The sequence below is a fragment of the Lysobacter sp. CC-YZS074 genome (assembly GCF_056739745.1).
Genome location: NZ_CP200301.1, coordinates 3,027,847 through 3,045,905 on the forward strand (window position 1 = coordinate 3,027,847; position 18,059 = coordinate 3,045,905).

The window sequence follows — 18,059 nt, forward strand, 5'->3', positions numbered from 1 at the left end:
CGCACCCCTGTTTGCGGCGTCTGCTGGTTGTAAACAATTCGTCATCCCGCCACAACCGGCAAAGTGCACCCTCCCTGCCGCTCACCCGCCCAGCAGCAGACTCAGCCCCACGGCGACCAGGAAGAAGGCGAACACCCGCTTGAGCACGTCCCCGTGCAGCCGGTGGGCCAGGCGCGTACCGAACGGTGCCGCCAGCACGGAGGCGATCGCCACCCCGACGGCGGCCGGCAGGTACACGTAGCCGACCGCGTGCTGCGGCAGGGCGCCTTCGGGGGCATGCAGGGCATACCCCAGCGCGCTGGCCAGGCCGATCGCGACCCCGCAGGCCGACGATGTACCGACCGCCCGCACCGGCGCGACCCCGCGCCAGACCAGCAGCGGCACGGTCATGCTGCCGCCGCCGATGCCGACCACCGCCGACAGCGCGCCGATGCCGACGCCGGCGCCGGTCATCGGCAGGCCACGCGGCACCACCGCCTCGCCGGCCCCGACCCGCGTCCGCCCGAAATGCAACTGCGCCGCCGCCAGCAGGCAGTACCCGGCGACCACGTACCGCAGCACGTCGTCGTCGACCCGCACCGCCACGCCGCTGCCGAGCCAGCCGCCCAGCAACAGGCCCGGCACCATCCACGCCACCGTCGGCCACAACACGCTGCCGCGGCGCGCGTGGGCGCGGGCGGACGCCGCCGCGGTCAACACGATGCTCGCCAGCGAGCTGGCCAGGGCCGCGTGCATCGCCGCCTCGACCGGGATCCCCAGCAGCGGCAGCAGCCATGCCAGCGCCGCCACCAGCACCAGTCCGCCGCCGACGCCCAGCAGACCGGCCAGCACGCCGGCGACCACGCCCAGCAGGGGAAACAGCAACCAGGCAATCGACATCGGGACTCCTCTCAGGACGGGCGACCACCGGCGGCGAGGCGACGACCGGTCGATCGGACAACGGAACGGGAATGCCCGCCGGACCCGCGCGATGCGGAGGCGCGCGGCAGGCGTGCGACAGCTTAGCGGTGCCGGCCGGGCCGGTCCCGCCGGGGTCCCTGCGCGTTAGTCCGGCACGACGGCGACGTGAATGCCAGGCGCTGAACCGTTCACCCGGCGCCGGCTATCTTTCCACGATGCACCCGCGCCCCCTCCCCCTCGTCCTCGCCGCGCTGGCCACGTCGTTCGCGACGGCCGCCTGCGCCCAGTCCAACCCCGTTCCGCCGGCCGAACCCGCGGCGGTACAGCCCATGGCCACGCCGGTCGCCGCACCGGCGCCCGGGACGCCGGTCGCGCCGCAGGTCGACCCGCGCCTGGTGCAGGTCGGCGCGGCCATCACCGCGGCCGAACGCGGCGCGTTCGACGCCGCCCGTTACGGTGACCTCGCCGACCACCCGCTGTATCGATGGGTGGAGTACGCCAGCCTGCGCCGCAATATCGACAGCGTTGGCGCCGACCGCGCGTCCGATTTCCTGCAGCGTTACCGTGGCGACGCGGTCGCCGGGGCCTTCCGCGAGCTGTGGCTCGCCGCCAGCGCGCGGCGCGACGACGATGCCGCGTTCCTCGCGGCCTGGAGCGACGAGGTCGACTCGACCAAGCTGCGCTGCGCGAAGCTCGAGGCGCAACTCGACCTCGGCCGCGCCGATGCGCAATGGACCACCGACGCCCAGGCGATATGGAACGGCAGCGAGGGCAAGTCGCTGCCGGACGACTGCGACCCGGTGTTCGCCGCACTGGCCGAACGTGGCGGGCTGACCGACGCGATGCGCTGGCAGCGCTTCGACGAAGCCGCGGCGGCGTGGCAACCCGGCGTCATGCGTTCGATCGCCCGCGGGTTGCCGGCGGACCAGCGGACACTGGCCGGGGATTACGCTGCTTTCATCGACGCGCCCCACGAGCGCGCGCTGCAATGGCCAAAGACCGCGCGCAGCCGGCTGGTCGCCTCGCACGGGCTGGCGAAACTCGGCAAGAGCGATCCCGACCGGGCCGAGGCGCTGTTGCCGCGGTACGCCACCGCGCTGGCGTTCACCGAGGCCGACCGCGGTCGCGCGCTGTACATGATCGCGCTGTGGACCGCGGCCTCGCTGCTGCCGGAGTCCGAACGCCGGCTCGCCGCGGTGCCGGACGCCAGCTATGACGAGCGGCTGCACGAGTGGCAGGTGCGCGAGGCGATGGCGCGTTCGGACTGGCCGGCGGCGCTGGCGGCGATCCGGCGGATGAGTGACAAGCAGCGCAGCGATTCGACCTACGAGTACTTCGAGGGCCGGCTGGCGGAGCTGACCGGCGATGCGGCGACCGCCCAGGCGCGCTACGCCGCGGCGGCGCGCGAGCCGGAGTTCCACGGTTTCCTCGCCGCCGACCGGCTCGGCCAGCCGTACGCGCTGTGCCCGCAACAGGTGGATGCCGACGGCGCGGCGAAGGCCGCGGTCGCCAGCGATCCCGCGTTGCAGCGCGCGATCGGGCTGGCGCGGCTGGAGCGCTACGGCTGGGCGGCGGCCGAGTGGCGCGATGCGCTGGAGCGGTTCGACGACCGCCAGCGGCGCATCGCGGTGGAGGTGGCGCAGGTCAATGGCTGGTTCGACCGCGGTGTGTTCGGGTTGGAGGCGGACGAGCGCAGTTACTACACGCTGCGGTTCCAGCTGCACCACGACGAGACGATCCGCCGCGAGGCGGCGCGCAACCGGATCGACCCGGCGTGGGTGGCGGCGGAGATCCGGGCCGAGAGCATCTTCAATCCGCAGGCGCGTTCGGGCGCGGATGCGCGCGGGTTGATGCAGGTGTTGCCCTCGACCGGTGCGGCGGTGGCACGACGGATCGGACAGCCCTGGAGCGGTGGCGAGAGCCTGTACGACGCGGACACCAACATCGTGCTGGGCACGGCGTATCTGCGGCAGATGCTGGACGAGTACGGAGGCAAGCCGTATTTCGCGATCGCGGGGTACAACGCGGGGCCGTCGCCGTTGCGGCGGTGGCAGAACGACCGGCCGGGGATGGATGCGGATTTCTGGATCGAGACGATCACGTACGCGGAGACGCGGGATTACGTGGCGCGGGTGCTGGCGTTCAGCGTGATCTACGACTGGTTGCTGGATGGCGACGCGTTGCGGTTGACCGACCGGATGGAAGGACGGGTGGACGGGCCGCGGAAGACATTTGTTTGTCCGGTTGCGGAGTGATGCGTCTGGGAGGGTGCGCTGCGGTTGTGAGGCCCGCGCACGAGGGTGGCGGTGGGGCTGCTCCGCCCTCGTGACGACATCCTGTCTTTAAGTCGGGACGCCGGCCATCCATGGCCGGCTCTCCGCAGCCCCACCGCCACCCTCGCGCGCTACGTCATGGGTGGGTCCTCTGCCGGTATCGGCGCGCCACGGGAGCATGGTTGCGCGGTTGCGAGGTGTCGGCGCTCCGATGTTCGCGCGGGTGCGGGCATGATGGCGGTCATGAAGACCTTTCTCGTTGGCGGTGCGGTGCGTGACCGGTTGCTGGGGCTGGAGCCGGGCGACCGTGACTGGGTCGTGGTCGGCGAAACACAGGCGTCGATGGAGGCGGCGGGGTTCAGGGCGGTCGGGCGGGACTTCCCGGTGTTCCTGCATCCGGCGTCGGGCGAGGAGTACGCGCTGGCGCGGACCGAGCGGAAATCCGGACGCGGCTACCGGGGCTTCGTCGTGGATGCCGATCCTTCGGTGACGCTGGAGGAGGACCTGGCGCGACGGGACTTCACGATCAATGCGATCGCGCAGGACGCGGACGGCCATCTGGTCGATCCGTTCGGCGGCGCGCGCGACGTCGAGGCGCGGGTGCTGCGGCATGTCGGCGAGGCGTTCGTCGAGGATCCGCTGCGGGTACTGCGGGCGGCGCGCTTCATGGCACGGTTCGGATCACTGGGATTCCGGGTCGCCGGCGAGACGATGGCGCTGATGCGGGAGATGGTCGCCTCCGGCGAGCTGGCCGAGCTGGTGCCGGAGCGGGTCTGGCAGGAGCTACGCCGGGCGATCGCGAGCGAACGGCCGTCGGCGTTCCTGCGCACGCTGCACGACTGCGGCGCGCTGGCGGTGGTATTGCCCGAGGTCGATGCGCTGTACGGGGTGCCGCAGCGCGCGGAGTACCACCCGGAGGTCGACACCGGCGTGCACGTGGAGTTGGTCTGCGATATGGCGGCCAGGCTGGCGCCGGGCGACGATCTGGTCGGGTTTGCCGCGCTGACCCATGACCTGGGCAAGGCGCTCACGCCGGAGGAGGTGCTGCCCAAGCACATCGGGCATGAGCAGGGCGGCGTGGCGCCGGTGCGGCAGTTGTCGGACCGGCTCAAGGTGCCGACCGCGCACCGTCAGCTGGCGGTCACCTGCTGCCGCGAGCACCTCAACGTGCATCGCTTCGACGAGTTGCGCGCGAGCACGGCGGTGAAACTGATCGAGCGCTGCGACGGGTTCCGCAAGCCGGAGCGCATCGGTCAGCTGGCCCTCGTCTGCGAGGCCGACAAGCGCGGTCGTGCGGGGTTGCAGGACGAGCCGTACCGGTCGGGCGACCTGTTACGCGCGGCGCATGCCGCGGCGTGCTCGGTGCGGGCGTCCGACCTGCCCGAAGGGCTCGAGGGCCCGGCGATCGGCGAGGCGATGCGCAAAGCGCGGATCCGCGCGGTGGCCGAGGCGACCGGGAAGAAGCCGTAAGGGCGCAGCACGGGCTCTGCGCGGTTCCGGCCCGACGTGGTCATCCCGAGCCGTTGATCCGCGAAGGACTCCTACGCTGACGCTCGTGCCTTTGCAGGAGCGGCTTCAGCCGCGATCGTGGAACCGGCGCGGGCGGACCACCACCCGATCGCGGCTGAAGCCGCTTCTACACAAGTCCGAGGAAAATCACCGACAACCCGGAGGGACCCTAGCTTGGCCGGGCGGTCGCGTGACCGCCCGGCCCGCATCGCTCAGAACCGGTAGTCGGCCCGCACGTACCAGCTGCCGCCGTTCATGCCGAACGGCATCGTCTCCCAGCCGTACTTGAAGCCCATCTGCGGGAACGGCGCGCCGGTCTCCCGGTCCCACTCGTCGGGGTACTCGTCGAAGATGTTGTTGCCGCCGACGCTGAGCTTGAGCGCGTCGCTCACCGCGTAGTGCAGGCTGAGGTCGAACAGCGCCTTGCCGCCCCACGTGTGCTTGACGCCGGGAGTGAAGCCTTCGCCGCTGACCGAGCCGTAGTAGTTGCCGCGCGCGGTCCACTGCCAGCGGCCGGTCTCGTAGATCGCCTGCAGCACGTGGTGCACGCGCGGCTGGCCTTCCTCGATCAGAGTCACCTGGGTGTCGTCGAACAGCTGCGTCGGCGACAGGATCGGCGACTGCGAACGGCGGTCGAGCACTTCGGTCCTGTTGAAGTGCAGCAGCGCGGTCAGGGTGAGCGAGGCGCCGCCCTCGAACGCGGTGTTGTGGTTGGCGACCACGTCCAGGCCGGTGGTGCGGGTGTCGATCGCATTGGTGAAGAACAGCACCTGGCCGACACCGATCGGGTCGAGGATGGCGCGGATCGGGCAGTTGCCGTTGTCCGGCGCGCAGGGCGCGCCGTCGCTGCCGACCGCCTCCGGCTGGATGTTGCTGGAGAAGATGATCCGGTCGTCGATATCGATCCGGAACAGGTCCATGGTCAGCGAGAACCGCTCATCCGGGGTGTAGACGAAGCCGAGGGTGCCGCTGGTGGACGTCTCCTCCTGCAGCGGTTCGATGCCGAAGGCGCGGGTGACGGCGCTGTCCTGGCGCGCGGTGAGGGTGTCGGTCAACACGCCTTCGGCGTTGAGGTTGGTCGAGCGCTGGCTGTAGAACAGCTGCTGCACGCCGGGCGCGCGGAAGCCGGTGGACACCGTGCCGCGCACGGCAAACGCGTCGGTGGCGTCGAAGCGCGCCGACAGCTTGCCGATGGTGGTGTTGCCGAAGTCGGAGTAGTCCTCGAAGCGGAGCGCGCCGCCGAGCAACAGGCGATCGGTCAGGTTGGTCTCGGCATCGAGGTAGACGGCCATGCTGTGGCGGCCGTCATCGACGGTTTCGTTCGGCGAGAAGCCGGGGAAGCCCTGGATGCCCGGCTGGGCGATCTCGCCGGTCTGGCCGGTGATCACGATGCCGCGGTCATCGGTGCGGCCGTAGGTGTAGGACACCGGATCACCGGCCTCGATGCGGTAGTTGTCCTCGCGCCACTCCAGCCCGGTCGCGAGGTACAGCGGGGTGCCGCCGGGGCCATCGACGCTGCCGCGGAAGTCGAGGTTGACGGTGGTCTGGTCGAAGCCGAGCGTGCCGGTCCCGGCCGAGGTCGGCGAAGCCGCGTGGATGCCGGCGGACGGGTCGGCCGGGTCGAGCGGCTCGTACCACCAGCTGACATTGACCGAATTGCCTTCCTCGAAACCGAACTCGCTGCGGCCGTGGTTGACCGACGCGTCCCACTCCCAGCTGCCGCCCAGCGGCGCGCGGTAGCCGAGCGCCAGCGAGGCGTCGTCCACTGTGGTCAGGATCTCCGGCAGGAAGCCTTCCGGGTACAGCGCCGGCACGGTGCGGTTGTCGCCGGCGCTGCGGAAGAAGCCGGCCGACTCGCCCTCGCGCCGCGACAGGCCGCCGAACGCGTACAGCTCGCCGTTGCCGACCGGCAGGCCGCTGTTGAGCCACAGGTAGGCGTCGGTCGCGTTGGCATCGCCGAGCCGCTGGGTTACCCGTGGCGGATCCACGCGCAGGCTGTCGGGGCCGGCCCGGTTGGTTTCGCCGCGATCGCGGTATTCGGCGGTCAGGTTGACGAATCCGTCGGCGCCCAGCGCGAAGCCGGTATTGGCCGAACCGTGGATGATCTCGCCGTCGCCGGCGTAGTACTGCCCTCCCATCAGCGACACGTCCGTGTGGTCGGTCTGGCGCTTGAGGATGATGTTGATCACGCCGGCGATCGCGTCCGAACCGTACTGCGCGGCGGCGCCGTCGCGCAGTACCTCGATGCGCTCGATCGCCGAGATCGGGATCGCGTTGATGTCGGTACCGGCCGAACCGCGGCCGATGGTCTGCTGCACGTTGACCAGCGCCTGCTGGTGCCGGCGCTTGCCGTTGACCAGCACCAGCACCTGGTCGGGACCGAGCGCGCGCAGCGTGGCCGGACGCAGGATGTCGGTGCCGTCGGAGACGAACGTGCGCGAAAAGTTGAATGACGGCTCCAAGGTCTGCAGCACCTGGCCGATCTCCAGCGCGCCGGTGGCGTTGAGTTCTTCCTGGCCGATGATGTCGACGGGCGCAGCGGTGTCCTCGGCGGTGCGGCCGCGGACGCGCGAGCCGGTGACCTGGACCGCGTCGAGGGTGGTGGCGCCGGCGGCGGTGGCCGGGTCGGTCGTGCCGGACTGCTGGGCGAAGGCGGCGGGTGCGAAGGCGTGGGCCGCGAGCGCGGCCGCGACGGCCAACGCCAGCCGATGCGGGTGGTTGGACATGCTCTGTTCCTTGAGATGGTGGACGGACTTCCCCTGTCTAGTCCGCGGCAAGCGTCGGGCAATGCGGGCGGCGATGCAAGCGGCGGATACCGCTCACCGCAGACCGTGCGCCGCGTAGATGCGCATGGCCGAACAGCAGACTGGACATCGGCCGCGACCCACGTCGCTCCTACGACGGACCGGGAGTGCCGAACCACTTCGCGTCGAGGCGCTGCAAGGTACGCGTCAGCGGCGTGGCCGACAGCAGCAGGCCCGCCAGCGCTCCCAGCGCGTTGGCCATCGCGTCGGCGCTGTCACCGCTGCGATCGGTGGTCAGCACGCCCTGCGCGACCTCCAGCACGATGCCGAAGGCGATCACCGCCAGCACCGCCAGCGCCTGCGCACGCATCCGCGCGAACAGCATCACCGCCCACCCCGACAGCAGGGCATAACCGGTGAAGTGCTGCAGCTTGTCGTAGCCGATGATCGGCGCGGTAGGCAACTCCCTGGCCGGCCACAGCGACCCGGTCGCGATCAGCACGAACAGGCCGGCCCACAGCGCCAGCCACAGCGCCGGGCGATGGAATTCGCGCAGCGCGCGCTCGCGTGGCGGCAGGGTCACAGCCGGAAGCTCAGGTCGCCGGCGAGGAACGCGGCGCCGACCTCGACGTCCTTCTCGAAACCCATCACCTGGAAGCGCTCGCCCATCTCGGTGGGCAGGGTCAGCCGCTTGACCTCGTTGGTGCGGCGCTGGCGCTCGGCCTCGTCCTCGATGCCTTCGATCCGCTGCAGCACGCCGGCCAGGCCGTTGCCGAGCAGGAAGCTGGCCTGGCTGCAGTAGCCGGCGAAGTCGAAACCGGCGGCGACGCCGGCTTCGGCCAGGGCGGTGAAGTCGACCGACGCGGTGATGTCCTGCAGCCCGGGCCACAGCAGTGGGTCGCCGTGCACGCGGTGGCGGTAGTAGGCACGCAGGGTGCCGTCGTCGCGATCGGGCCGGTAGTACTCCGCGCGCGGATAGCCGTAGTCGACGAACAGCATGGCGCCGCGCTGCATGCCGCCGGCGACGGCCTGGATCCAGTACGGCAGCTGCGGCAGCACCTCGCTGCGGTAGCCGGCGGGCAGGCGCCGTTCCAGCCGCCGCTCGAGGTGGCGCACGGCGTTGGCGAGGAAGTCGTCGGCCGGCCGCAGCACGCGCACCGGCGCGTCGTCCTCGAGCGCGACGTGCTCTTCGTAGACCTCGCCGGCTTCGCCATCGCTTCCGCCCTCGATCGCGAAGCGCGGCGTCGGCAGCGCGTCGATGACTTCGTTGGCGAACAGCACGCCGTTCCAGTCATCGGCGAACGGCGCGTCGAGCCACTCGACGAGATCGAACACCGGCGGGATCAGTCGCTGCTGCAAACGCTCGCGCTGGCGCTGGCGCAGCTCGGCGCTCGGCTCGAGGATGGCGTAGCGGTCGGGCAGCGCGTCCAGTTCGAGCAGCCGCTTGAGCGCGACCTCGGCGAAAGCGCCGGTGCCGCCGCCGAGCTCCAGCATCCGCGCCTGCGATCCGAGCTGCTGGAACACCGGCGCCAGGCTTTCGGCCACGCAGGCGGCAAATACCGGCCCCAGCTCGGGCGCGGTGACGAAGTCGCCTTCGGCACCGAACTTGCTCGCACCGGCGCTGTAGTAGCCCAGTCCCGGTGCGTACAGCGCCAGCTCCATGAAGCGCGAGAACGGGATCGCGCCGCCTGCGGCGCCGATCTGCGCGCGGATCAACGCGTCCAGTCGCGCACTGTGCGCCGCCGCATCGGCATCGGGAACGGGGAGCTGGAAGTCGGTCACGTTGGCATCCGTCGTCGGAGTTGCGCAGGATAGCGGCTCGGCCGATGACGGCGCGCAAACTCCGGAACGCCATGAGCCATCCCGTCGCCCTCGTCACCGGCAGTGCCCGCCGCATCGGCGCCGCCATCGCCCGCGCGCTGCACGCCGCCGGCTACGACCTGGCCCTGCACTGCCGCCGCTCGCGCGACGAGCTCGACGCGTTGGCGGCCGAGCTGGAGTCGGCGCGCCCGGGCAGCACCCTGGTGATGCAGGCCGACCTGGCCGAGTTCGACCGCCTGCCGGAGCTGGTCGCGCGGACCGTCGGCCGGTTCGGCCGCGTGGACGCGCTGGTCAACAACGCCTCCGGATTCGAGCCGACGCCGGTCGGCACGGCGACGCCCGCGCAGTGGGACGCGCTGTTCGCCAGCAACGCGCGCGCGCCGTTCTTCCTTGCGCAGGCCGCGGCGCCGCACCTGGCGGCGGCGAACGGCGCGATCGTCAACCTGGTCGACATCTATGCGGAGCGGCCCCTGCGCGAACACACCGTCTACTGCATGGCCAAGGCCGCGTTGCTGATGATGACGCGCTCGCTGGCGGTCGAGCTGGGCCCGCGAGTGCGGGTCAACGCGGTCTCGCCCGGCGCGATCCTGTGGCCGGAACAGGACGGCGAGGACGAGTCGCGCAAGGCGATGCTCGCGCGCACGCCGCTGGGCCGCACCGGCACGCCCGGGGAAGTGGCCGAAGCGGTGCGCTGGCTGTTGCAGGACGCGACCTACAGCACCGGGCAGGTGCTGCACCTGGACGGCGGGCGGATGCTGGCCGGCTGAGCGGCGGCGCCCGCGTCAGAGCCGCACGGTCTCCAGCGCCGCATCGCGCTCCGGATGCGCGGCCCACAGCGCCGCCAGGGTGCGGCCGTCGCCGGGCACGACCACGTCCGGGGCGATGTCGGCCAGCGGCTTCAGCACGAACGCATGCTTCAGCTCGGGCCGCGGGATGCGCAGGTTGCCCGGGCCACTGAGCACGCGGTCGTCGAACAGCACGATGTCGATGTCGAGGCTGCGGTCGCCGTAGCGCGGGCCGCTGCGGTCGCGGCCATGGGCATCCTCGATCGCGTGCAGCCAGTCGTTGAGTGCCTCCGGCGCCAGATCGGTCTCGATCACCGCGGCGGCGTTGAGGAAGTGGTTGCCTTCGAACCCGACGGCGCGGGTGCGGTAGACCGGCGACAGCACCAGGGTGCCGAAGCGCTCGCGCAGCGCGGCGACGGCGCTGCGCAGGTGGGCCTCCGGCGCGAGGTTGCTGCCGAGGCTGAGGTAGGCGCGGCTCATTGGAGGTCCTGCGGCGGTCGGTCAGTGGGCCGCACCGGGCGGCGCGGCGGTGCCATTGTCGCCTGTCGCGACGTCCGCGGCGGGATTGCCGCCGAGTTTTTCCAGCGCACCGGCGACGTCGGCGCCGCCGGGCGCCTGGTACAGCCGCAGGCCGAACTCCGGCAGCATCGCGATCAGGTGGTCGAAGATGTCCGACTGGGTGTTCTCGTAGGGCACCCACGACACCGTCGCGGTGAAGCAGTACAGCTCCAGCGGCAGGCCGGTCGGCCCCGGCGCGAGTTGCCGCACCATCAGCGTCATGTCCTGGTGGATGCCCGGGTGCGCGCGCAGGTACTGCTCGACGTACGCGCGGAAGGTGCCGATGTTGGTGACGCGGCGGGTGTTGACCGGGTCCTTGCCGCCGGCCAGCAGCGCCTGGTTGTACTCCTCCAGCTCGCCGCGCTTGTTGTCGAGGTATTCGTCGATCAGCGCGATCCGGCACAGACGGTCGCGCTCGTCCGGCGCGAGGAAACGGATCGAGCTCTGGTCGATCAGCAGCGAGCGCTTGATCCGCCGCCCGCCCGATTCCTGCATGCCGCGCCAGTTCTTGAAGCTCTCGCTGATCAGCTTGTAGGTCGGGACGGTGGTGATGGTCTTGTCCCAGTTCTGCACCTTGACCGTGTTGAGCGCCATGTCGATGACGTCGCCGTCGGCGTTCTGCGACGGCATCTCGATCCAGTCGCCGACCCGCAGCATGTCGTTGCCGGCCAGCTGCACGCTCGCCACCAGCGACAGAATGCTGTCCTTGAACACCAGCAGCAGCACCGCGCTCATTGCGCCGAAGCCCGACAGCAGCAGCAGCGGCGAGCGCTCGATCAGGGTCGCGATCACCACCACCGCGGCGAGCACGAACAGCACGATCTTGACCACCTGCAGGTAGCCCTTGATCGGCCGCTCGTGCGCGCGCGGGCTGTGGCCGACGTACAGGTCGTTGGCCGCGTCGAGCAGCCGCGCCAGCGCCTGCGCGACGACCAGCGCGACGAACGCCAGCGCGACGTTGCGCACCACCGTGACCACGCCCGGGTGCAGCTCCGGCACCAGCGGGATGCCGGTGGCGATGATCAGCGCCGGCACCACGTGGCCCAGCTTGGCCAGCACCTTGCGCCCCATCAGCGCGTCGTCCCAGTGCATCGGCGAGGCGGCGGCGACGCGCATCACCACGCGCAGCAGGACGCGCCGGGTCACCCAGTTGGCGACCCACGCGACCAGCAGCAGGGCGAGCAACCCGAGCACGGGGCGGGCGTAGGGGAATCCGGAAACCGGAGCGAGCAGTTCGTAGCTTGCGGGATCAATCATCCAGCAAGGGTAGCGGCCGAACGCTCGATCATCACCCCGACCGCGCGTGCGCCCCGCACCGCACCGGGCTTGCTGAGCTTGAGCCGCACGTGGCGCACGCCGAATTCGTCGAGGATGATCGCGGCCACTTTCTCGGCCAGCGTCTCGACCAGGCCGAACTCCGACCCGGAGACGAACTGGATGACACGCTTGCTGACGGCCTTGTAGTTGAGGGTGTCGCCGATCGCGTCGGTCGCCGCGGGGACGCGGTTGTCGAACGCCATCTCGATGTCGAACACCAGTGGCTGGCGGATCCGCCGCTCCCAGTCGTAGATGCCGATCAGCGCCTCGATTTCGAGGCCTTCGATGAATACCTTGTCCACGCTCAGCCTCCGACCGCCGGCAGGGTTTCCATGTCCCAGCGCGGCGTAACCCGCACCGACGCGTCCTCGTGCTGCCCCGCCTGCAGCCGCAGCGCGCCGGCGAAGGCGATCATCGCGCCGTTGTCGGTGCAGAACGCCGGGCGTGGGAAGCACACCCGGCCGCCTCGTTCGGCGGTCATGCGGTCGAGCCGCGCGCGCAGCTGCCGGTTCGCACCGACGCCGCCGGCCACCACGAGGGTGTCGCAGCCGGCAGCGTCGAGTGCGCGCTCGCACTTGATCGCCAGCGTGTCGACCACGGCCTCCTCGAACGCGCGGGCGATGTCGGCGCGGGTCTGGTCGGACTGGTCGCTGTCGCGCCAGGCCAGCAGCACCTGGGTCTTGAGGCCGCTGAAACTGAAGTCGAGCCCGGGCCGGTTGGTCATCGGCCGCGGGAACCTGAACGCGCTGGCCGCGCCCTGCCCGGCCAGCGCTGCCAGCTGCGGCCCGCCTGGATACGGCAGGCCCATCAGCTTGGCGGTCTTGTCGAAGGCCTCGCCGGCAGCGTCGTCGAGGGTCTCGCCGAGCAACCGGTAGCGGCCGATCGCGTCGACCGCGACCAGCTGGGTGTGCCCGCCGGACACCAGCAGGGCGACGAACGGCGGCTGCGGCCGGTCCTGCGGATCGCCCTCCATCAGCGGCGCCAGCAGGTGGCCTTCCATGTGGTGGACCGCGACCGCCGGCACCTCCAGCGCCCACGCCAGCGCGCGTGCCACCCCGGCGCCGACCAGCAGCGCGCCGACCAAACCCGGCCCCGCGGTGTAGGCCACGCCGTCGAGCTCGTCGACCGCCATCCCCGACTCGGCCAGGGTCTGCCGGATCAGCGGCAGCAGCTTGCGTACGTGGTCGCGGCTGGCCAGCTCCGGCACCACCCCGCCGTACTCGGCGTGCAGGGCGATCTGGCTGTACAGCGCGTGCGCGCGCAGGCCGGCGGCCGTGTCGTAGACGGCCACGCCGGTTTCGTCGCAGCTGGTTTCGATGCCGAGGACTTTCATGTCGTCGATGTGGGGGCGGGGAGCCCGGAAGCGTAGCCCGAAGAGCCCCGCGCCCGCCCGCGGCACGGGCGCGGAAAACCGCGGTTGCGCGTGCCGGTTCGCCGTGGCTACAATATGCGGCTCGCCCGGACCCATCCGGGCTGTTCACCCGAACCGAGATACTTATGCCCAGCGTCAAAGTCCGCGAAAACGAGCCCTTCGAGTTTGCTCTGCGTCGCTTCAAGCGCACCTGCGAAAAGGCCGGCGTCCTCGCCGAGACCCGCAAGCGCGAGTTCTACGAAAAGCCGACCCAGGAACGCAAGCGCAAGGCCGCCGCCGCGGTGAAGCGCCAGTCCCGTCGCGCCTCGCGCGATGTGACCAAGCGTCAGCGCCTGTACTGATCGCGCTCCCCGCGGGCGGCCACCGGCCGCGTCGCGGGTCGATACGCAGCAAGCCGGCCGCGCCACGATGCGCCGCCGGCTTTTTGCGTTGGGCCATCATCTCCCTTAACAGCCCGAGGACAGGAACATGCCCCTCAAGCGGCAGCTCACCGACGACATGAAGGCCGCGATGAAGGGCGGCGACAAGCACAGCCTCGGCGTCATCCGGCTGGTCAACGCGGCGATCAAGCAGCGCGAGGTCGACGAGCGCGTGGAGCTCGACGATGCCCAGGTGCTCGCCGTGCTCGACAAGATGGTCAAGCAGCGCCGCGACTCGGTAGGCCAGTACGAGGCCGCCGGTCGCGAGGACCTGGCGCAGGTCGAACGCGACGAGATCGTGGTGATCGAGCGCTACCTGCCGGCCAAGCTCGGCGAGGCCGAGATCGTCGCGGCGATCGATGCCGCCGTCGCTGAAACCGGCGCCGCCGGCCCGGCCGACATCGGCAAGCTGATGGGCGTGCTGAAGCCGCAGCTGGCCGGCCAGGCCGACATGGGCCTGGTCTCCCGACTGGTGAAGCAGCGCCTCAGCGCCTGACGCGACGACGCGGCCGACCGGCGCCGGACAGTCGCGGTGCCGGTGCGCCACGCCGCGCTAACTTCGGCCTGCCGATACTGGCGCCGACGCACCCCCGCGTCGCTGACGAGGAAGGCATGCCCACTCCCCCGCCGAGCCCCCGCCCCGGATCCCCGCCCGCCGCGGCCCCCGGTCACCCCGACGACGACCCGGGCCTGATCGACCGCATCGAGGCGCTGCAGGAGCGGCTGGAGCAGAGCTGGCCGGCCAAGTTCCTGCAGCGGTTCTTCGCCTACGACATCCTCGCCCTCGCCGCGGCGCTGTCGTTCTATACCCTGCTCTCGCTCGCGCCCCTGGTGGTGATGCTGCTGTGGCTGACCACCTCGCTGCTGCCGTCGGCGCAGGAGGAGTTCTTCCGCCAGATCGGGCTGCTGGTGGGACCGCAGGTCGAGGAGACCGCGCGGCTGATCGTCGCCAACGCCGAGCAGCGGCCCGGCACCGGATCGGTGGCCGCGTTGCTCGGCACCGGTGCGCTGCTGTTCGGTGCCTCGGTGGTGTTCGGCCAGCTGCAGGCCGCGCTCAACCGGGTGTTCCGCTCGGACGCCACCCGCCTGGGCGGGCTGCTGGCCTGGCTGCGCAAGCGCCTGCTGTCGTTCGGCATGGCGATCGCGGTGGGCTTCCTGCTGGTGGTGTCGATGGCGGTGCAGGCGGCGCTGGCGGTGCTGATGGCGTGGTTGCCGGACCTGCTGCCGGTATTCGCCGCGGCCTTCTCGTTCGTGCTCTACGGGCTGGTGTTCGCCGGCATGTACCGGCTGCTGCCGGATCGCCCGGTCAGCCGCCCGCGGGCGCTGATCGGCGGCGCGTTGACCGCGGCGCTGTTCATGCTCGGTCGCTGGACGATCGGCCTGTACCTGGGCCAGGCCAGCCTCGGCAGCGCGTACGGGCCGGCGGGCGGGCTGGTGGTGATGCTGGTGTGGCTGTACTACTGCGCCGTGGTGTTCCTGGTCGGCGCGTTGATCACCGCGATGCTGGACGAATACGTGCGGGTCAAGCAGCGTCTGGCGCGCGAACATGCCGCCCGCGGCGCCACGGCCGCTTCGCCCTAGCCCGGGCACGCGCCGCCGGCCCCGCGATGGCATGCTAGCGGCCCGCCCGCTCCAGTTGCGCCCGCCCGGGCAGACGCATGGCCCGCATTCCCGACGCCTTCATCGATGATCTCCTGGCTCGCGCCGACATCGTCGAGCTGATCGGCGCGCGCGTGCCGCTCAAGCGGCAGGGCAAGGAGTATTCGGCGCGATGCCCGTTCCACGACGAGCGTTCGCCGAGTTTCACGGTGTCGCCGACCAAGCAGTTCTACCACTGCTTCGGCTGCGGCGCGCACGGCACCGCGATCAAGTTCCTGATGGAGTACGACCGACTGGAGTTCCTCGACGCGGTCGAGGAGCTGGCGCGGCAGGCCGGCATGGAGGTCCCGCGCGACACCCGCCAGCGCAACGCCAATCCGGACAGCCAGGACCTGTACGGCGCGATGGACGCGGCGGCGACGTTCTTCCGCAAGCAGTTGGCCGCGCACCCAAAGGCGCAGGCCTATCTCGACGCCCGCGGCGTCGATGCCCGCATCCGCGAGCGCTTCGCCATCGGTTACGCGCCGGCCGGGTTCAACGCGCTGCGCGACGCGCTCGGCAGCGACGAGCGGCGGATGAAGCTGCTCGAACGCGGCGGGCTGTTCTCCAGGAACGACAGCGGCCGGATCTACGACAAGTTCCGCGACCGGGTGATGTTCCCGATCCACGACCGCCGCGGCCGCACGATCGGGTTCGGCGGCCGGGTACTCGAGAAGGACGACGGCCCGAAGTACCTCAACTCGCCCGAGACCGAGCTGTTCCACAAGGGCCGCGAGCTGTACGGCCTGTGGCAGGTGCGCCAGGCCAACCAGAAGATCGCGCGGCTGGTGGTGGTGGAGGGTTACATGGACGTGGTCGCGCTGTTCCAGCACGGGGTGGAGACCGCCGTCGCCACGCTGGGCACTGCGACCACGCCCGACCATGCCGAGCTGCTGTTCCGCAACGCGCCCGACGTGTACTTCTGCTTCGATGGCGACCGGGCCGGGCGAGGGGCGGCTTGGAAGGCGGTCGAATCGGTGCTGCCGCGGATGAAGGACGGGCGGCAGGCGTTCTTCCTGTTCCTGCCCGAGGGCGAGGACCCCGACACGATCGTTCGCAAGGAGGGGGCTGAAGGATTCGACGCCCGTCTGCGCGGTGCGATGCCGTTGTCGCAGTTCCTGTTCGAATCGCTCGCGGCCGAGGTCAACCTGGCGACGCTGGAGGGCAAGGGCCGCCTGGCCGAGCGCGCCAGACCGCTGCTCGCGCAGATTCCGGACGGTGCATTCGCCGACCTGATGCGGCAGCGGCTGACCGAACTGACCGGCGTGGGCGCACGTGCGAGCGCACCCGACACCCACGTGCCCGCGCAACGCGCGCGCTCGTCCGGCCGCGGTGCCCCGGCACCGAAGCGCAGCCTGGTGCGCGCGGCGATCACCCTGCTGTTGCAGCAGCCCTCGCTGGCGCTGGAGCTTGAGCCGCCGTTCCGGTTCGCCGCCCTGCGCCAGCCCGGCATCGACCTGCTGGTCGACCTGCTGCAGCTGATCTATGAGCGGCCCGACATCGGTACGGGCTCCCTGATCGAGCATTTCGGCGGGCGGGCGGAATACGCCTCGCTGCAGAAGCTGGCCTCGCAGTCGCTGGCCGGCGACGAGGGCAAGTGGCGCGACGAACTGCTCGACGCCATCGCCCAGCTCGATCGGCAGACCCTGCAGCAGCGCATCGAGGAGTTGCAGTCGATCATCCACGAGGGCGGGCGTGCGGCGCTGACCGGCGCGGAACAGGCGGAACTGCGCGACCTGCTCGGCGCGATGGGGCGCAAACCGGCGGCGCGGGTGCGAAGCTGACCCGTTCAGTCGCGCCCGTATCCGCCCGGCTTTTTCTTTACCCGTCCACCACGCCCACGTAACTAGAGTCGGTCCCGTCCACTGCCGGAGACCGTCCATGCGCCCGATGTTCGCCCGCCGCCCCGTCCTGCTTGCCGGCGCGGCGCTGACGCTGCTCGCCGCCGGTTGCCACAACCCCGAGTTGGCCGAAGTGCAGACCCCGCCGCCCGCGCCCGTTCCGGTCCAGCGCATGGACCCCCGCATCGCAGCCGAGCAGGCGCTGGTCGCGTACATGGAATCCGAAGGCGCCGACGAAGCGCCCCGGTACCGCGAGGCACACGCCGACCTGGACGGTGACGGCACGGTCGACCTGCTGATGCTGATCGACGACCCGGTCTGGTGCGGCGCCGACGGCTGCCCGCTGCTGGTCTTCCACGGCGAGGCCGACGGCAGCTACACCCTGGTCGGCCGCACCGATACCACCCGCGCTCCGATCGCACTGGGCAAGCACCGCAACAACGGCTGGCACGACCTGCTGGTCGGCGTGGGCGGCGGCACCATCCAGGGCGGCACCGTCGCGTTGCAGTTCGACGGCGAAGGCTACCCGGGCGACCCGACGATGGTCGCGCTGCTGGCGAACGGCTCGGTTCCGGTGGCGCAGACGCTGTTCGAATAGGGCACCGCGTCCACGGCGCGTGGTCAGGGCGCCGGCGCGGCGCCGATCAGCCGCCCCACGCTGAGGCGCGGCAGCACGATCCGCAGGTGGTAGATGCGCCCGTCCAGCGGCGTGCTGCCGGTCGGCATCGGGTATTCGTCCAAGGGCCCGCAGCCCGTGTGGCACGCCCAGAACTGCCCGCCGTGCGCGGTGATGTCGACCGCGAACGGCTCCAGGTCGCGCAGGTGCGCCCCCATGGGCGCCTGCATCTCCGGCGGCGCGAACCCGGGCCGCGCGAGCCCTCC

The 18,059-nt window shown here is 71.1% G+C and carries 17 protein-coding genes; 8 read left to right on the plus strand and 9 right to left on the minus strand.

Annotation, left to right across the window (positions count from 1 at the left end; translation table 11 throughout):
- Window positions 1-81: 81 nt before the first annotated feature.
- Window positions 82-879, minus strand: a complete 798-nt coding sequence (locus tag U8331_RS13750) for a sulfite exporter TauE/SafE family protein (protein WP_481131567.1) — start codon at window positions 877-879, stop codon at window positions 82-84.
- A 350-nt stretch (window positions 880-1,229) separates the two neighbouring features.
- Here U8331_RS13750 and U8331_RS13755 point away from each other — a divergent pair, with 350 nt between their 5' ends.
- Complete coding sequence (locus U8331_RS13755; protein ID WP_481133002.1) at window positions 1,230-3,155, plus strand: lytic transglycosylase domain-containing protein; 1,926 nt, start codon at window positions 1,230-1,232, stop codon at window positions 3,153-3,155.
- A 261-nt stretch (window positions 3,156-3,416) separates the two neighbouring features.
- A complete protein-coding gene (locus U8331_RS13760) occupies window positions 3,417-4,643 on the plus strand; it encodes a multifunctional CCA addition/repair protein (RefSeq protein WP_481131568.1) in 1,227 nt (408 codons plus the stop codon).
- A gap of 251 nt (window positions 4,644-4,894) precedes the next feature.
- On the opposite strand, the gene U8331_RS13765 is transcribed toward U8331_RS13760, so the two are convergent.
- From U8331_RS13765 to U8331_RS13775, 3 genes are all read right to left on the minus strand, one after another.
- A complete protein-coding gene (locus U8331_RS13765; RefSeq protein ID WP_481131569.1) occupies window positions 4,895-7,408 on the minus strand; it encodes a TonB-dependent receptor plug domain-containing protein in 2,514 nt (837 codons plus the stop codon).
- Between the two features lie 169 nt (window positions 7,409-7,577).
- Entirely contained in the window at window positions 7,578-8,009 is a 432-nt protein-coding gene (locus U8331_RS13770; RefSeq protein ID WP_481131570.1) for a VanZ family protein, read from the minus strand.
- Window positions 8,006-9,208, minus strand: a complete 1,203-nt coding sequence (locus U8331_RS13775; protein ID WP_481131571.1) for a class I SAM-dependent methyltransferase — start codon at window positions 9,206-9,208, stop codon at window positions 8,006-8,008. Before U8331_RS13775 ends, U8331_RS13770 begins: the two co-directional genes overlap by 4 nt.
- 71 nt (window positions 9,209-9,279) lie before the next feature.
- Between U8331_RS13775 and U8331_RS13780 the strand changes: the two genes are divergently transcribed.
- Window positions 9,280-10,014, plus strand: a complete 735-nt coding sequence (locus tag U8331_RS13780; protein WP_481131572.1) for a pteridine reductase — start codon at window positions 9,280-9,282, stop codon at window positions 10,012-10,014.
- Window positions 10,015-10,029: 15 nt separating this feature from the next.
- Here the strand turns inward: U8331_RS13780 and folK are convergent, their stop codons facing one another.
- From folK to tsaD, 4 genes are read right to left on the minus strand one after another with little or no spacing between them, the layout of a single operon-like run.
- Window positions 10,030-10,512, minus strand: coding sequence for a 2-amino-4-hydroxy-6-hydroxymethyldihydropteridine diphosphokinase (gene folK, locus U8331_RS13785; RefSeq protein ID WP_481131573.1), 483 nt, complete (start codon window positions 10,510-10,512; stop codon window positions 10,030-10,032).
- A 21-nt stretch (window positions 10,513-10,533) separates the two neighbouring features.
- Window positions 10,534-11,847, minus strand: coding sequence for a mechanosensitive ion channel family protein (locus U8331_RS13790; protein WP_481131574.1), 1,314 nt, complete (start codon window positions 11,845-11,847; stop codon window positions 10,534-10,536).
- Window positions 11,844-12,209, minus strand: a complete 366-nt coding sequence (gene folB / locus U8331_RS13795) for a dihydroneopterin aldolase (protein ID WP_481131575.1) — start codon at window positions 12,207-12,209, stop codon at window positions 11,844-11,846. Before folB ends, U8331_RS13790 begins: the two co-directional genes overlap by 4 nt.
- 2 nt (window positions 12,210-12,211) lie before the next feature.
- Complete coding sequence (gene tsaD, locus U8331_RS13800; RefSeq protein ID WP_481131576.1) at window positions 12,212-13,240, minus strand: tRNA (adenosine(37)-N6)-threonylcarbamoyltransferase complex transferase subunit TsaD; 1,029 nt, start codon at window positions 13,238-13,240, stop codon at window positions 12,212-12,214.
- Window positions 13,241-13,404: 164 nt separating this feature from the next.
- On the opposite strand from tsaD, the gene rpsU reads away from it, so the two are divergent.
- The 5 genes from rpsU (at window position 13,405) to U8331_RS13825 (ending at window position 17,775) form a co-directional block, all read left to right on the plus strand.
- Window positions 13,405-13,620 (plus strand): 30S ribosomal protein S21, encoded by a 216-nt coding sequence (gene rpsU, locus U8331_RS13805; protein ID WP_036137208.1) that lies wholly within the window; start codon window positions 13,405-13,407, stop codon window positions 13,618-13,620.
- Between the two features lie 127 nt (window positions 13,621-13,747).
- On the plus strand, window positions 13,748-14,194 hold the full coding sequence (locus tag U8331_RS13810) for a GatB/YqeY domain-containing protein (RefSeq protein WP_481131577.1): 447 nt from the start codon (window positions 13,748-13,750) through the stop codon (window positions 14,192-14,194).
- A 116-nt stretch (window positions 14,195-14,310) separates the two neighbouring features.
- The gene (locus tag U8331_RS13815; RefSeq protein WP_481131578.1) at window positions 14,311-15,279 is read left to right on the plus strand and encodes a YihY/virulence factor BrkB family protein; all 969 of its coding nucleotides are present in this window, start codon (window positions 14,311-14,313) and stop codon (window positions 15,277-15,279) included.
- A gap of 77 nt (window positions 15,280-15,356) precedes the next feature.
- The gene (dnaG, locus tag U8331_RS13820) at window positions 15,357-17,120 is read left to right on the plus strand and encodes a DNA primase (RefSeq protein WP_481131579.1); all 1,764 of its coding nucleotides are present in this window, start codon (window positions 15,357-15,359) and stop codon (window positions 17,118-17,120) included.
- Window positions 17,121-17,217: 97 nt separating this feature from the next.
- Window positions 17,218-17,775: a hypothetical protein gene (locus tag U8331_RS13825; protein ID WP_481131580.1), complete on the plus strand. Its 558-nt coding sequence runs from the start codon at window positions 17,218-17,220 to the stop codon at window positions 17,773-17,775.
- Window positions 17,776-17,798: 23 nt separating this feature from the next.
- Here U8331_RS13825 and U8331_RS13830 read toward each other — a convergent pair whose 3' ends face one another.
- Window positions 17,799-18,011: a hypothetical protein gene (locus U8331_RS13830; protein ID WP_481131581.1), complete on the minus strand. Its 213-nt coding sequence runs from the start codon at window positions 18,009-18,011 to the stop codon at window positions 17,799-17,801.
- Window positions 18,012-18,059: the final 48 nt, after the last annotated feature.